Source organism: Pedobacter sp. R20-19 (genome assembly GCF_000708265.2).
GTDB lineage: Bacteria > Bacteroidota > Bacteroidia > Sphingobacteriales > Sphingobacteriaceae > Pedobacter.
The window spans coordinates 165107-179630 of sequence record NZ_JCKI01000003.1 but is presented as its reverse complement, the minus strand read 5'-3'; the positions used below and the strand labels follow the sequence as shown (position 1 = coordinate 179630).

17 protein-coding genes are annotated in these 14524 nt (G+C 36.7%); 10 read left to right on the top strand and 7 right to left on the bottom strand.

The window, feature by feature from the left end:
• The first annotated feature begins 15 nt into the window (after positions 1-15).
• Positions 16-828 (top strand): 3-deoxy-8-phosphooctulonate synthase, encoded by an 813-nt coding sequence (kdsA, locus tag AN34_RS08380; protein WP_029284231.1) that lies wholly within the window; start codon positions 16-18, stop codon positions 826-828.
• 2 nt (positions 829-830) lie between these two features.
• Positions 831-1547 carry a YqjF family protein gene (locus AN34_RS08375; RefSeq protein ID WP_029284230.1) on the top strand — a complete coding sequence of 239 codons (717 nt, stop codon included), beginning with the start codon at positions 831-833 and terminating at the stop codon, positions 1545-1547.
• An 85-nt stretch (positions 1548-1632) separates the two neighbouring features.
• Here the strand turns inward: AN34_RS08375 and AN34_RS08370 are convergent, their stop codons facing one another.
• The 3 genes from AN34_RS08370 to AN34_RS08360 are packed head-to-tail and all read right to left on the bottom strand — an operon-like array spanning position 1633 to position 4599.
• Positions 1633-2049 carry a DUF6526 family protein gene (locus AN34_RS08370; RefSeq protein WP_029284228.1) on the bottom strand — a complete coding sequence of 139 codons (417 nt, stop codon included), beginning with the start codon at positions 2047-2049 and terminating at the stop codon, positions 1633-1635.
• Positions 2050-2051: 2 nt separating this feature from the next.
• Complete coding sequence (locus AN34_RS08365; RefSeq protein ID WP_029284226.1) at positions 2052-3938, bottom strand: OmpA family protein; 1887 nt, start codon at positions 3936-3938, stop codon at positions 2052-2054.
• Between the two features lie 37 nt (positions 3939-3975).
• Positions 3976-4599 carry a 7-carboxy-7-deazaguanine synthase QueE gene (locus tag AN34_RS08360; RefSeq protein ID WP_029284224.1) on the bottom strand — a complete coding sequence of 208 codons (624 nt, stop codon included), beginning with the start codon at positions 4597-4599 and terminating at the stop codon, positions 3976-3978.
• Positions 4600-4706: 107 nt separating this feature from the next.
• On the opposite strand from AN34_RS08360, the gene AN34_RS08355 reads away from it, so the two are divergent.
• Complete coding sequence (locus tag AN34_RS08355; protein WP_029284222.1) at positions 4707-5042, top strand: Rieske 2Fe-2S domain-containing protein; 336 nt, start codon at positions 4707-4709, stop codon at positions 5040-5042.
• Between the two features lie 31 nt (positions 5043-5073).
• Here the strand turns inward: AN34_RS08355 and AN34_RS08350 are convergent, their stop codons facing one another.
• From AN34_RS08350 to AN34_RS08335, 4 genes are all read right to left on the bottom strand, one after another.
• On the bottom strand, positions 5074-5490 hold the full coding sequence (locus AN34_RS08350; RefSeq protein ID WP_029284220.1) for a PIN domain-containing protein: 417 nt from the start codon (positions 5488-5490) through the stop codon (positions 5074-5076).
• Between the two features lie 3 nt (positions 5491-5493).
• Complete coding sequence (locus tag AN34_RS08345) at positions 5494-5754, bottom strand: DUF6364 family protein (RefSeq protein WP_029284218.1); 261 nt, start codon at positions 5752-5754, stop codon at positions 5494-5496.
• A gap of 329 nt (positions 5755-6083) precedes the next feature.
• On the bottom strand, positions 6084-6287 hold the full coding sequence (locus tag AN34_RS08340; protein ID WP_029284216.1) for a hypothetical protein: 204 nt from the start codon (positions 6285-6287) through the stop codon (positions 6084-6086).
• Positions 6288-6297: 10 nt separating this feature from the next.
• Positions 6298-6519, bottom strand: a complete 222-nt coding sequence (locus tag AN34_RS08335) for a DUF3606 domain-containing protein (protein ID WP_029284214.1) — start codon at positions 6517-6519, stop codon at positions 6298-6300.
• Between the two features lie 552 nt (positions 6520-7071).
• Between AN34_RS08335 and ligD the strand changes: the two genes are divergently transcribed.
• From ligD to AN34_RS21570, 7 genes are all read left to right on the top strand, one after another.
• Positions 7072-9771, top strand: coding sequence for a DNA ligase D (gene ligD, locus AN34_RS08330; RefSeq protein WP_029284212.1), 2700 nt, complete (start codon positions 7072-7074; stop codon positions 9769-9771).
• Between the two features lie 47 nt (positions 9772-9818).
• The gene (locus tag AN34_RS08325) at positions 9819-10115 is read left to right on the top strand and encodes a Dabb family protein (RefSeq protein WP_029284210.1); all 297 of its coding nucleotides are present in this window, start codon (positions 9819-9821) and stop codon (positions 10113-10115) included.
• A 131-nt stretch (positions 10116-10246) separates the two neighbouring features.
• Positions 10247-10567, top strand: coding sequence for a hypothetical protein (locus tag AN34_RS08320; RefSeq protein WP_157263257.1), 321 nt, complete (start codon positions 10247-10249; stop codon positions 10565-10567).
• Positions 10568-10669: 102 nt separating this feature from the next.
• Entirely contained in the window at positions 10670-10867 is a 198-nt protein-coding gene (locus AN34_RS08315) for a hypothetical protein (RefSeq protein ID WP_029284206.1), read from the top strand.
• 77 nt (positions 10868-10944) lie between these two features.
• Positions 10945-12105, top strand: a complete 1161-nt coding sequence (locus tag AN34_RS08310; protein WP_029284204.1) for a DUF3095 domain-containing protein — start codon at positions 10945-10947, stop codon at positions 12103-12105.
• An 80-nt stretch (positions 12106-12185) separates the two neighbouring features.
• Positions 12186-13559, top strand: a complete 1374-nt coding sequence (locus AN34_RS21575) for an NAD-dependent succinate-semialdehyde dehydrogenase (RefSeq protein ID WP_029284202.1) — start codon at positions 12186-12188, stop codon at positions 13557-13559.
• A gap of 6 nt (positions 13560-13565) precedes the next feature.
• Entirely contained in the window at positions 13566-14498 is a 933-nt protein-coding gene (locus tag AN34_RS21570) for an NADP-dependent oxidoreductase (RefSeq protein WP_197285506.1), read from the top strand.
• Positions 14499-14524: the final 26 nt, after the last annotated feature.

Below are 14524 nucleotides of genomic sequence, written 5' to 3'. Positions count from 1 at the left end.
TCTCAAATCTCAATTATGCTTAACTATTTAGATAAAATAAAAAATACTGATTCTGGAAACTTCTTTTTAATGGCTGGCCCATGTGCAATTGAAGGTGAAGATATTGCCATGCGTATTGCTGAGAAGATCATATCCATTACAGATAAACTTCAGATACCCTATATTTTTAAAGGTTCGTACCGCAAGGCAAACAGAAGCAAAGGCAGTTCTTTTACTGGCATTGGTGATGAAAAAGCATTGCGGATTTTGGAACGAATTGGAAGAGAATTTGGTGTACCTACAGTAACTGATATTCATGAGAGCGATGAAGCTGCTATGGCCGCTGCATATGTAGATGTTTTGCAAATTCCTGCTTTTCTTTGCCGCCAGACTGATCTGTTAATTGCCGCTGCAAACACTGGAAAAGTGGTTAACGTAAAAAAAGGTCAGTTTCTGTCTGCCGGATCAATGAAATTTGCAGTAGAAAAAATTAAAGAAGCTGGAAATGATAAGGTAATTTTAACAGATAGGGGAAATACCTTTGGCTATCAGGATCTGATAGTGGATTACCGTGGTTTGCCAGAAATGCAAAGTTTTGGTGTTCCGGTGGTGATGGACTGCACGCATTCTTTGCAACAACCTAATCAAAGTAGTGGTGTAACAGGAGGAAAGCCTGAGTTAATATCAACAATAGCTAAAGCAGCCATTGCAGTTGGTGCTGATGGTTTATTTATTGAAACGCATCCTGATCCTGCAAATGCAAAATCTGATGGCGCGAATATGCTTCATCTTGATTTACTAGAAGAAACATTAGTTAAGCTGATTCGGATCAGACAAGCCATTTTATAATTTTGACGAAATCCAAAGTATTTCTAACTGCCGAATGGAGAAAATTGGCTTTAGCGCAGTATGCGGTAGATAAAAACATTCTTGAAAAATATGTCCCACCAAATACAGAACTGGATGATTGGCATGGAAAATACTATGTTAGTTTGGTTGGGTTTATGTTTATAGATGTGAAACTTCTTGGATTTAATATTCCATTTCATACTAATTTTGAAGAAGTAAATCTTCGGTTTTATGTGAAGTATCTGGATGGTACTGAATGGAAACGAGGTGTCGTTTTCATCAAAGAGATTGTACCATTGCCCGCCATTACTTTTGTAGCAAATTCCATCTATAAGGAAAATTATCAAACCTTACCGATGAAGCATACTTGGACAGCAAAGGATAATCAAATTAAGGTAGACTATCTCTGGAATGCTAAGAAATGGAATAGTTTTTCTGTTACAGCATCATCAAAGGCGGTAGATATCTTAGTGGATAGTGAAGAAGAATTTATTACCGAACATTATTGGGGCTATACTAAAATTGGTCCTGGTAAAACATCTGAATATGGCGTTGAGCACCCGAGATGGGAAGTTTATCCGGTTAAACAATTTGATATAGATGTTGATTTTGGAGCGAATTATGGTGAAAATTTTGCCTTTCTAAATAGGGCTGTGCCTGATTCTGTCATGTTGGCTGAAGGATCCGAAATAAGGGTAATGAAGGGGAAGAAGTTTTAAATTTCTTCAAATAGTTAGTCTGAGTTTATCGAAGACCACTTTCTGATAGTGCTTCCCATGCTCAGCATGACAATTTAGCTATTAATTATATCCTGTGATAATCTCCACGCCAATTTTTAATGGCTTTCTTAATCTCGTCTGAAGATAGTTTTTCACTAACTGCTTTATCAACTACAGCTAAATACTCATCATCACTGGCAAAACGTAGTGCCAAAGTTTGACCTAATCCTAATTCAGACGGAAAAATTTTTCCTGCTAAAATAAAATAACGCAGCTTTTCTTCCGCTCTGACAGCTCTATCCTGCGCTTTCAAAGAAAACATACGAGCCATGACGGCAACAATTGCAATTAAAAAAAATGCCAGTACAATTAAGCCTGTAATTATCGTTGGAATTGCAACGAATGAATAAATGGCTAAGCCTAACCCCAATATAGTTATGGGAATTGTGAAGAAATGAAATAGTGGATAAAACCTTTTATGGTTTGCGTAGTTTTGTGACATATTTAAATTTTAGTAATAACAAATGAGGTTCTACGGTTATTTTTCCTGTCTGCTTCTGTTTTATTATCATTTAGCGGCTTTTCAGCTCCAAAACCTTTAAATGTAAGCCTGTTGGTATCAATTCCATTTTTAATCAAATAATTATTAACGGCATTTGCCCGATCGAACGACAATTTCTCATTTAGCTTATTGTCTCCGATATTATCAGTATGTCCTTGAATTTCAATATGAACACTTGCGTTTTGTTGTAGGAAATCAATTAACAAATCCAATTCACGTATTGATGCCGGTAAAAGATTATATTTATTGGTGTCAAAAAAGATATTCTTTAAAGTAACATTTGCGCCAGATTTTATTTTTTCCATCAATACCTCAATCTGATAAGGCTGATTAATGTTACCTTGCTTTAACTCGAAATTTTCAGAGTAAAACAGGTATCCATCGGCGTTTACATTAAAAAGATAATTACTTCCAACAGGCATCACTGCTAAAAATTGACCGGTTTCCGGGTCCGTATAGTCATCAAAAACAGCACGATTGGTTTTTAGATCAATTACCTGAACATTGCTTTCGATTGTTTTTTTAGTGTCTTTATCTTTTACAATTCCTTTAACATAAGAAATCTTTAGTGGCTTTGCAGACTCAGGAATTCCAAAGCTATAGATATCCTGAATACCAAAACCTTTTGCCAGATTTGAAGAAAACATACCGAAATTTCCATCTGCACTAACAATCAAACCATTTTCATCTTCAAATGAATTGATTGGATAACCCATGTTTACAGGTTTTTGGAATTTTCCAGACTCATTCATTCTGCTGTAATAGATGTCTTTATGGCCAAATCCAGGCCATCCATCTGATGAAAAATATAATGTTCGTCCATCAGCATGAAGAAAGGGAGTATTTTCATCATACATCGTGTTTATATCTGGGCCCAGATTAATTGCGGGGCCCCATTTGGCATCATCTGTAATGGTGCTTTTCCAAATGTCATATCCACCAGATCCACCCGGGCGATTGCTAATAAAATATAAAGTTCTTCCATCAGGACTAATGGCTGGTTGCGATTCCCAATATTCTGAATTAACAGGCTTTCCCAAATTATACGGCTCACCCCAATCGTTTCCTTCACGATGAGAGACGTAAATATCACACCTACCTAGTCCATCCGGGCGATTACATCCGGTAAAAAATAAATACTTCCCATCAGGAGATATGGTTTGAGCACCTTCGTTATATTTTAAAGTGTTAATTCTGGAGGATAATGGTGTTGCTTCTGCCCATACATTATTTTTAAACTGTGAAGTCCAAAAATCTTCATTGCCATTAACTTGTCTGGTAAAAATCAATGTTTCACCATCAGCAGTTAATGCCGGAAAATATTCTGCATCAGTGGTATTGATGCCTTTACCAAGATTTGCTGGTGTAAATACTACAGGTTTATGGATGGCTAAAGCAGCGAAATCGCAATCCAGCAAGTACTTTTTTGCTTTTTTCGCCTGATCAGATGAAGCATCCGAAATCAAAAAAGTTGTAAAATGCATTCTGGCTTTATCATACTCTTGCGTGGCAAATTCAGTTTCTGCCAAATTGTAAATAACAATCGGTGAAACATTTGTATTGATTAAAACAGACTTTTGATAAGCAGCCTTTGCTTCTGTATATTTTTTTTGCAGCTTCTGAACATTTCCTAAAAGGATATAGGCAGATTGAAATAGGGGATCTGCCTCTACTGCATTTTTAAGCATCTGCTCTGCAGCTAAATCGTCTGATTTCTCAAATAAAGAGACTGCTTTCTCGTAAGATAACTGTGCTTTCTTATTGTTAGAAGATTGTGCGAAAACACAAAAGCCAAAAAAGATTAAAAGAAGGGTAAAGCAAAGCCTCATAAGCAATACATTGGTTATTAAGCTAATGTATTGTTTTTTAAGGAATATTTAAAAATTTATGCGTTTGTAAAGAAATTTCCCACTTAGGATTTGCCATTACATATTCAATAATCATCGGCGTAATTTCTTTTGATTTAGACCATTCGGGTTGCAAATATAATTTGCAGGTGGGCGATACCATGGCTGCATATTCTTCAGCCCATTTAAAATCACTTTTATTAAAAACAATTACCTTTAATTCATGCGCAAATGGGGTAATGTCTGGTCGTGGAGCTTTAAATTTTTTAGGCGATAAACAAATCCAATCCCAGTTACCCGATAAAGGATAAGCACCAGATGTTTCGATAAAAGTTAAGATGCCTCTATCTTTCAGCTTATTGGTTAGATAATCAAGATTATAAATTAAAGGTTCTCCACCTGTAATCACAACCGCTTTACCCGGAAATTGATCAGCATTTGCTACAATAACATCTGCTGGTGTAAGCGGGTGCATCTCAGCATCCCAGCTTTCTTTAACATCACACCAATGACAACCAACATCGCAACCACCCAAGCGTATAAAATATGCTGCTTTACCTGTATTAAATCCTTCTCCTTGTATGGTATAGAACTCTTCCATTAAAGGAAGTAATGTGCCGTCTTCTGGTATATTTTGTTTCATTTTTGAGGATGCAAATATCCAAAAAAAATATCGTCGAGTTGGTCTTGATTTAATATTTAATAGAAAGATGAAATAAGACTGATATTTAAATACTTAATTTAGGGGTGATGAAGTGGTATAAAGCTTTAAATATAACTCAAATCCCTATAGAAGGGGATATCAAAACCGTACATGTTGGTGGAAAACAACTTTGTATTATCAATACCGAAACTAATATCGTAGCAACACAGTCTTACTGTCCGCATGCTGGTGGTCATTTTTCGGGTGGCTGGTGTAAAAATGGACATTTGGTTTGCCCCATTCATCGATATGAGTACAGTTTAAAAACGGGAAGAGGAGCTGAAGGTCAAGGTGATTACATTCATATATATCCTACCGACTTACGTGAAGATGGATTGTACATCGGTTTTGAAGAAAGTTGGTGGACTAAGCTTTGGAGTTAACTTTTATATTGCCTTGTAAATAATGGTGATGTCAGTTTAATAAATGTCTTTTAAAAAATGCCTGGCAATTCAATACTTCAAGTTCAGAAAAATAAAAATCTGCAATGTCTTCCGTAATAATGCAGGTACAACCAACCGCTTCTGCCGCATAATATTCTAATCCATCTTCAAAATCGTGAATAGACCTGTTTGATAAAGCTTTGGAAACACCGTTTGAGGAATTTGGGGCAATTTTAATATGCTGGCAAAGCAAATCAATTTTTTGTTTAGCCGAAGTTTTATGTTTTTTTTCTGCAAAATAAAATGCAATGGCTAAACAAAGAGGCGAAGTATAGACCTCAAATTTCGGATGTGATGCCAGGCTTAAAATTCTTGATGAATAGGTAAATAATGGGTATTCTTTATTCAATACAGAAACAAGAACATTCGCATCTAAAAATATCTTCATTAATTATTTTTTAGAGGAAAAAAATTCATCCTTTGATGCTTTGCGAGATGGTTTTGGGGTTTTTTTATATTCTACCTCACCTTCGGCAACCATGCTCACCCAATCAGAAATGGGATAATCATCAAGAGATTTGTAATCACTTGAGGTAACTTGAATAAGTAAATGCTCAATTAAACGCGACAAACTAATGTTGTTCTCGGCAGCATATTTTTTAGCTTTCGCAACTACATCCTGATTAAAGCTTAAAGTGAGTTTTGAATCCATAACCTAAAATTTATATTTTAAAAAATAATTTACGTAAATATAAAAATTTTTACACGTAAAAATAAGAAATTACTTCAAAATAGAGATAGTTTCTTATTTGACATGATATTTTTGAAAGTTAAGATATGTTACTATGAGTGGTTTTGTAAGCCACATGATTAATAATTGGCAATATGCTTACGATCAATGCTCTGTAGGTACAAAACTACCTTGCTGTTTAAGGCATAATGTACACTAAAGCTAAAAGCAGGTGAATATTATAATTTAAGAAGATAAGCAAGAAGCCAACTAAAAAACAAAAATGCCTTATGAGACGGTTATTTAGCTAGTTAAAGCAGATTGGCTAGTCCGTTTTTTGGATAAGGAATAGTCAGTATCTTAATGGTTGCCTTTGGATGTTTTACTGCATCACCTTCCATTTTTTGACTAAAGAATTTTTCTTGAACTGGTAAGTCAATCAAGTGTGTAGCATCTGTAATGGTTGGATTAGTAACCGCTCCCTCACTTATCATATTATTTGTTTCTACTAACATTACCCGTATTTTAAGAATTAGCGAAACGCTGATAAGTACTGGCAGATTTAATTTTCTCCATTCTTAAAAAATCATTTAATTTAGAAAACTCCATACTATGGATCGCTCTAATTGTTGATTTTAATTTTTCGCTGCTTACACCGAGTCTTGCTGCCCAATAGTTGCGATCTTGTTCATCTGAAATGTCGATTACCTCTTTACGAGTATTGGTCGAAGTGTTTTGAGTTTCCATAGGTTTATATTTTGGCTAATTGATATAGAATGAACAAATTTTTGCACCAGTTGGTTTTGCTCAGATAATTAGATTTTGTTTTCTTATTGTCAGATTTCATAATTGGCTTAGAATTTATCTTTTAAACTTGCGAAGTTTTTCCACGCTTTTGGCCTTTAAACTTCGCAAGTTGAGGTTAAACCGACTGACGAAATTTTGATGGATTGGTGTGCAGGGGAAACTTCGTTAGTCTATACGCATCATCCCCTGGCTATTTAATCTCTGATTATCTTTTAAGCTGGCGAAGTTCTGCCACGCTCTTGGGCTTTGAAACTTCGCAAGTTGAAGTTAGACCGACTTACGAAGTTTTGATGGATTGTTGCGCAGGGGAAACTTCGTCAGTCTGAACGCATCATCCCCTGGCTATTTAATCTCTGATATCCTTTAAACTGGCGAAGTTTTGCCACGCTCCTGGCCTTTGAAACTTCGCAAGTTGATATTAAAAACCTTTTCCGTTTCAACACTGTTTTAATAATTCTAATCCAATTAGAAAACCAATCTTAAGACATCATTATGGGTTTGAAACAATACGAAGCAAAGCGCAATTTCGCTACCACTACTGAACCTAAAGCAGGAAAAAGCAAGGATAAAAACAAACTGCAATTTGTGATTCAAAAACATGATGCTACGCGTCTGCATTACGATTTTCGCTTGGAAATGGATGGCGTACTCAAAAGCTGGGCAGTACCCAAAGGTCCTTCCACTGACCCTAAAAATAAGCGTTTAGCCATGATGGTTGAAGACCATCCATTTGATTATAAAGATTTTGAAGGAATCATTCCAAAAGGAGAGTATGGAGGCGGAACAGTAATTGTTTGGGATGAAGGTAGCTACGAACCCATCGAAGCTATTAAAGGCAAAAAAGCACAGGAAAAGCATCTATTGAAGCAACTTTCTGAAGGCTCTCTTAAAATTAAACTCAACGGAGAAAAACTTAAGGGCGAATTTGCTTTGGTGAAAACGAAAGGCATGGGTGAAAATGGCTGGCTCTTGATTAAGCATAAGGATGATTATGCGACTACCAAAGATATTACAAAGCAAGATAAATCTGTCCTTTCCGGAAAAACCATTAGTGCGATGGAAAAAACATCAGAAATGGTTTGGAAAGATGGCAAGGAGCAAGAGGTAAAAACTGCAAAAAAATCATCCGTTAAAAAGATTAGCCCTCAAGAAGAAACCATTGGTGAACAAGAAGACGTAGATGTGAAGGCATTGCTTAAGAAAGCTCCAAAATCTGCTATGCCTACCGGAATAAAACCCATGCTGGCTACATTGGTTAATGAACCTTTTGATGATGATAGCTGGCAATATGAAGTAAAATGGGATGGATATAGAGCCTTGGCTACCATTAATAAAGGTGAAGTAGAACTGCTTTCCAGAAATAATAAATCTTTTAATGATAAATTCTATCCCATTTATGATTTACTCAGGGAATGGAAAATCAATGCTGTAATAGATGGAGAAATATTGGTTTTAAATGAAAAAGGTATTTCAAAATTTGGGTCATTGCAAAACTGGCGCAGCGAAGCAGACGGGGAACTTGTTTTGTATGTGTTCGATTTGTTGTGGTATGATGGCAAGAATTTGATGGAACTTCCTTTATTTCAGCGTCAGGCTATTTTAAATGAAATTTTGCCTGTTGATGACGATCGGGTGCGGCTCGGAAAGGTATTTAAAGCAAGTGGAATAGATTTTTTTGCTGCCGCTAAGAAAATGGGACTCGAAGGCATTATTGCAAAGAAAATTAACAGTTCATATGTTTCTGACCGGAGATCAAAAGAATGGCTAAAAATTAAGGTAAGCAAACGCCAGGAAGTGGTTATTGCAGGTTTTACCAAAAATGAAGACACTTCAAAAGCATTTAGTTCCCTTTTGCTTGGCGTATACGAAAAGGGAAAACTGCAATATGTGGGTAAGGTGGGAACAGGTTTTTCTGACAAACAGCAAAAGGAAATGATGAAGCAGTTTGAGTCATTAATCATCAAAAAGAGTCCTTTTGATGAATTGCCTGATGTAAATAAACCTTCTCGGTTTCGGCCAAATCCTCCTAAAGCAAAGGCAACCTGGCTAAAGCCAGAATTGGTTTGTGAGGTGGCTTTTACAGAAGTTACAGAAGATGGTGTATTCAGGCATCCATCTTTTCAGGGCATGCGTGAAGATAAAAAAGGAAAGGAAGTAATTCGTGAAGAAGAGATAGCTACAGAAAAGGTAATTAGCAATAAAACAGCTAAAACTGAAAAACACAGTGAGGCCATCAAAGCACCTCAGCATGCTGAGCGCAAAACCTTGCTTAATCCAAAGGAACAAACTCAGGTACGCAAAGTAAAAGGGCACGAACTTAAATTTACCAACCTAAGCAAAATTTACTGGCCTGATGATCAGGTAACTAAAAGAGATTTGTTTAACTATTACTATCAGGTGGCTGATTATATTTTACCCTACCTTAAAGATCGGCCACAGTCTTTAAATCGTTTTCCTGGAGGGATCAATGGAAAAAGCTTTTATCAGAAAGATGTGAAAGGGAAGGCGCCAGACTGGGCCAAGACTTTCCCTTATGAGAATGGCGATGGAGAAAAAAAGGAATATCTCGTAGGAACAGATGAAGCGTCTTTACTCTGGATGGCCAGTCTAGGTTGTATCGAAATGAACCCATGGTTCAGCAGAATTCAAAACCCAGATCATCCAGATTATTGTGTAATCGATCTTGATCCGGATCAGCATTCATTTGATCAGGTTGTAGAAGCTGCACAGGTTACCAAAAAAATCCTCGATGCGATTGATGTTCCATCCTATTGCAAAACATCAGGTTCCACCGGGATGCATATTTATATTCCCTTAAATGCGAAATATAATTACGATCAAAGTCAAATGTTTGCCAAGATGGTGGTTAGTTTGGTTGAAAAGGAAATTCCTGATTACACCTCACTTGAAAGAATGATTCCCGCCAGAAAAGGTAAAATGTACTTAGATTTTCTGCAGAATAGGCCAGGGGCTACTATTGCAGGTCCTTATTCGCTTCGACCAAAACCAGGGGCCACTGTTTCCATGCCGCTTCACTGGGATGAGGTTAAAAAGGGACTGGAAATGAAGAATTTTAATATTTTTAATACCATAGACAGATTAAAGGCAGAAGGAGATTTATTTAAAGGTGTTTTAGGAAAAGGTATAGATTTAAAAAAAGCGGTAAATAAAGCTAAAACCGTTTTTGGTTAGTAAATAATAATCTTTATCATTCCCTATATTTGAAAAAAATTGAAATAATGATTGCACACCATGTTTTATTCTGGCTTAAAGCCGATATCACGGAAGCGCAGAAAGCAGCTTTTCGTAAAAGTTTAGAAACCCTTGAAAAAATTGAAGTTGTAAAAACTTTCCACTTAGGTGCGCCAGCACCAATTGAACGTGCGGTAGTAGATACAAGCTATACTTTCAGTTTGCTGCTTATATTTGAAGATTTGGCAGCCCATGATGTTTATCAGGTTCATCCACTGCATAAAGCATTTTTAGATGAATTTAAAATTTATTTTGAGAAGGTGATCATTTATGACGCCAACTAAGTGAGAAAAGAAAATTTTAAAATGCCGGCATTGTCCGGCATTTTTTGTTAAAAAGTAAATTTTATTTTTTTTATTTGGAATTATTCTAAATAGTTTGATATTTGTTGGACCTCACTTAATTCACTAAGCTTATGTGTAAGACCACTATACTCGCTCAAAACCAAAATATCACAATAGCACAATGCAATAATTGTAAAGTGATGAATATCTGGCGTGCCGGTGTATTGATGAATTTTTCATTTGAACAATTTGATGCCTTTTGTTCAGCCACTAAAAAGCTAAGCTTTGATGAGTATCTGGAAAATCGCCCGGATGGTAAAGAAGTAGTAATTTTATCGACACCCTTTCCTGATATTAGCCTGGTTTTTACCCGAGATGAATGGCATGAGTTTTTTGTTAAAATTGATGAGGCCTTATATATGAAAAAGGTTTATGACTTAGTATACCACTAAATCGCTAAATCCATGTAAAATGACTCCTACTCAGATGTTGGTATATTTTTTTTAGCAAAATCCATATGTTTTCACTTTGCGTAAGTTTTATAAAACGCAATCATGGATAAATATGCTACTCAAATTAAAAGGTCTTCTGCCAACAGAAATCAGCTTGAAAAAATAAAAGTAGGTGATTTTGTGGAGGATGAATTCGGTAAATCTGGAAAAGTGTCCGAGATTGAAAAAATCTGTTACAGCAAAGAACTGCATTATTATTTCTATTTAGGGAAGTCTGGAACCATACTGGTGATTGTTTAAATTAGAAATATTTCTGGTTAAAAATAATCTGTAACCCTTTTCCTTTACGTATATTGTAGGAAAATTTCCAGTTTTTTATGCCTTTGAATCAAGATCATTTCTATGCTAATCTGATCATTAATAAGTTAAACTTAAGCAGGTTGCTACTGAAGAAAAATCTGTTTGCAGCTGTTCCTGATGACTGGTCTGTTATTATCACGGATATAAAAAGTTCTACGCTTGCAGTAGATTCTGGCTTGCATGAAGAGGTTAACCTTGTTGCCACCGGGAGTATTGTAACGGTGTTAAATATTGCATTTAAAGCAGGTATCCTGGTTCCTTTCTTTTTTGGTGGCGATGGTGCTACTTTTATTGTGCCATCCAGTATTGTAGATATGGTGATGAAGGCGCTATTAAAATATCGTGCTAACACCTTAACAAATTTCAGACTGGAATTGCGTGCGGGAATCGTAACGGTTAAAGAAATTTATCAACAAGGGCATTCGCTTAAAATAGCCAGGTTTAACAGTGGCGAGACTTTTTCTATTCCTATTGTTTTAGGTGATGGACTAGACTTTGCAGAAAAGATCATTAAGGGTGAAAACTATTTGCTTGCAGATGTTGATAGTTCGGAAGAAGAAATAGATTTAACCGGGATGCAATGTCGCTGGGATAAAATTCAACCTCCTGAGCATAGTGAAGAAGTAGTAACACTGATTGCGATTGCACAGGATTTTAACAAACAAGCAGAAGTTTTCAGCAAAATTATTCATCACCTGGATCAAATTTATGGCTCGCCAGAAAAACGCAAGCCTATATCCATTCCCAAACTGGTATTTCGCACCTCCTTTAATAACCTGGGTAGAGAGATGAGGCATCAGCTGGGAAAAATAAAATGGTTGGAACTGATTAAAAACTGGTTTGTTAATATGTATGCCTTCGTTTATTTTAGAACTGATAGCGGTCAAAAATACCTCCGCCAGCTGGTCGAAATGTCTGATACACTTGTTGTAGATGGTCGGATCAATACTGTTATCACCGGTACTGAAAAACAACGCCTGGCCCTTGAAAAGGTGCTTCAACAGATGGAGGAGGCCGGAGAAATATCTTTTGGAATTTATGTCAGCGGCGAATCTGTCATGTCTTGTTACGTTCGTGATTTTGAAGATGATCACATTCATTTTGTGGATGGGGCAGACGGTGGTTACACAAAGGCAGCAGGTGTTTTGAAACAAAAATTGAAAATAAAATTAGTATAGTGTTAAAGTGGTTTTGTAATTTAATATTCATGAAGTTAAATTAAGGCACACAAAATTTAGTGGTTGGGTGTTCAGCATTTATGTTTATTTCATCCATTAATCCCGTGAACGGGGAAATTATAAAAGAATATCAGGAAGACTCTCCTGAAATCATCAATCAGAAAATTAACCAGGTTTATCAATCTTGGAAAACATATAAGCAAACGGACTTTAAATATAGAGCCAACTTTTTGCTAAAAATTTCTGCTCTTTTAAAAGAACGTCAGGATGAGCTCGCGAGACTGATGGCTTTGGAAATGGGTAAACCCCTGAAGGCTGGTATTGCTGAAGTACTGAAGTGTGCATCTGTTTGTGACTATTATGCACAAAACGGAGCTGCTTTTTTAGCTGATCAAGAAGTTAAAACCAGCGCAGGTAAAAGCTTTATCAGTTTTCAACCTATTGGCGTCGTATTGGCTATTATGCCCTGGAATTTTCCTTTCTGGCAAGTTTTCCGATTTCTGGCTCCGGCATTGATGGCTGGTAATTGTGGCGTTTTAAAGCATTCTTCCGGTGTAACTGGCTGCGCTTTGGCCATTGAGAAAATTGTAGAAGATGCGGGTTTTCAATCCCACGTATTTAAAACCCTGGTATCTGGCAGTAGAGCTATTGCCAAAGTTATTGAACATCCTTTCATAAAGGCTGTTACCTTAACCGGAAGTACCGAAGCGGGTCAGAAAGTTGCAGCGCAAGCTGGAAGATTAATTAAAAAAACGGTTTTGGAACTCGGTGGGAGTGACCCTTATATCATTCTAGCCGATGCTGATTTAGAACAGGCGGCCAAAGTTTGTGCTGAAGCCCGATTAATTAACAATGGTCAAAGCTGTATCGCTGCCAAGCGTTTTATTGTAGTAAAGGAAGTTGAATCTGAGTTTACTGCTTATTTAAAAGCAGCTATGTCTGCTAAAAAAACGGGAGATCCACTTCATGAAGATACTGATCTCGGACCAATGGCCCGGGTAGAGCTCCGTAATGAATTACATGAGCAAGTGATAAAAAATATTACTCAGGGAGCAAAATGTATTCTCGGTGGTGAAATTCCGGATTTTGAAGGCCATCATGCTTTTTATCAACCTACTATTTTAACTGGTGTAAAAAAAGGAATGCTGGCATACGATGAGGAGATTTTTGGTCCGGTTGCTGCAGTCATTTCTGCAGATGACGTAACTGATGCGATTCGTATTGCCAATGATACACCCTTTGGATTAGGTGCTGCAATTTTTACTACAGATTTGGTTTTGGCTGAAGATTTAGCTAAAAACCAGCTCGAAGCAGGATCTTGCTTTGTAAATGAAGGTGTTAAATCTGATCCAGCATTGCCATTTGGAGGCATTAACCAATCCGGATATGGCCGTGAATTAGGCCAGTTTGGTATTCATGAATTTGTAAATATTAAAACAGTTTATATTAAATAATTTTTGATGATGAAAGCGATAAGAATCCACGAGTTTGGTGGCCCTGAAGTATTATTAATAGATGAAATTCAGATTCCACAACCGGAAAAAGATGAAGTATTAATCAGGGTACATGCAACCAGTGTAAATCCTGTTGACTGGAAAATAAGAGCAGGATTACGTAAGGAAAAATTTCCTTCAAAATTGCCGCTAACCCTGGGCTGGGATGTTTCTGGCGTGATTGAAGAAACGGGTGAAAAAGTTAGCAACTTTAAAAAAGGGGATGAAGTTTATGGTCGGCCAGACCCAACAAAAAATGGTGCCTATGCAGAATATATTGTGGTGAAGGCTAATTTGCTCAGCATTAAACCAATAAGTATAGGTCATACCGAGGCTGCCGCAGTTCCATTGGCTGGATTAACGGCCTGGCAAGGGCTTTTTGATCATGGACTTTTAAAAGAAGGACAAAAAGTTTTGATTCATGCAGCCGCTGGTGGGGTAGGAACCTATGCTGTTCAATTTGCCAAAAGTAAAGGTGCTTATGTAATTGGTACAGCTTCTGATCAGAACATCGAATTCTTAAAAAAATTAGGTGCAGATGAAGTAATTGATTACCATATGGAAAATTTTGAAACCAAATTAAACGATATTGATCTGGTTTTAGATATGATTGGTGGAGATACACAATTAAAATCTATTGACGTTTTGAAACCAGGCGGTAGGCTCATCACCACTTTAGCCCCAGAATTTGTTAATGAAGCAAAAGCTAAAAATGTTCATTTGAGTAGTTATGTAGCGCAATCTATTCCGGCTCAACTAGAAAAAATTGCTCAACTTATTGACGCTGGAAAGGTTAAGCCGATTATAGATCAGGTATTGCCATTTACTGATGCTAAAAAAGCTCATATGAGCAGTGAACAGGGGCATACCCGTGGAAAAATTGTGCTGCAAGTGATTTAATGATTTCATTCTGAATGTTTGATTTA

Coding starts and splice junctions, on each gene's coding strand:
- kdsA (WP_029284231.1), top strand. CDS start 16: ATGCTTAACTATTTAGATAAAATAAAAAATACTGATTCTGGAAACTTC.
- AN34_RS08370 (WP_029284228.1), bottom strand. CDS start 2,049: ATGTCACAAAACTACGCAAACCATAAAAGGTTTTATCCACTATTTCAT.
- AN34_RS08365 (WP_029284226.1), bottom strand. CDS start 3,938: ATGAGGCTTTGCTTTACCCTTCTTTTAATCTTTTTTGGCTTTTGTGTT.
- AN34_RS08360 (WP_029284224.1), bottom strand. CDS start 4,599: ATGAAACAAAATATACCAGAAGACGGCACATTACTTCCTTTAATGGAA.
- AN34_RS08355 (WP_029284222.1), top strand. CDS start 4,707: ATGAAGTGGTATAAAGCTTTAAATATAACTCAAATCCCTATAGAAGGG.
- AN34_RS08350 (WP_029284220.1), bottom strand. CDS start 5,490: ATGAAGATATTTTTAGATGCGAATGTTCTTGTTTCTGTATTGAATAAA.
- AN34_RS08345 (WP_029284218.1), bottom strand. CDS start 5,754: ATGGATTCAAAACTCACTTTAAGCTTTAATCAGGATGTAGTTGCGAAA.
- AN34_RS08340 (WP_029284216.1), bottom strand. CDS start 6,287: ATGTTAGTAGAAACAAATAATATGATAAGTGAGGGAGCGGTTACTAAT.
- AN34_RS08335 (WP_029284214.1), bottom strand. CDS start 6,519: ATGGAAACTCAAAACACTTCGACCAATACTCGTAAAGAGGTAATCGAC.
- ligD (WP_029284212.1), top strand. CDS start 7,072: ATGGGTTTGAAACAATACGAAGCAAAGCGCAATTTCGCTACCACTACT.
- AN34_RS08325 (WP_029284210.1), top strand. CDS start 9,819: ATGATTGCACACCATGTTTTATTCTGGCTTAAAGCCGATATCACGGAA.
- AN34_RS08320 (WP_157263257.1), top strand. CDS start 10,247: ATGTGTAAGACCACTATACTCGCTCAAAACCAAAATATCACAATAGCA.
- AN34_RS08315 (WP_029284206.1), top strand. CDS start 10,670: ATGGATAAATATGCTACTCAAATTAAAAGGTCTTCTGCCAACAGAAAT.
- AN34_RS08310 (WP_029284204.1), top strand. CDS start 10,945: ATGCCTTTGAATCAAGATCATTTCTATGCTAATCTGATCATTAATAAG.
- AN34_RS21575 (WP_029284202.1), top strand. CDS start 12,186: ATGTTTATTTCATCCATTAATCCCGTGAACGGGGAAATTATAAAAGAA.
- AN34_RS21570 (WP_197285506.1), top strand. CDS start 13,566: ATGATGAAAGCGATAAGAATCCACGAGTTTGGTGGCCCTGAAGTATTA.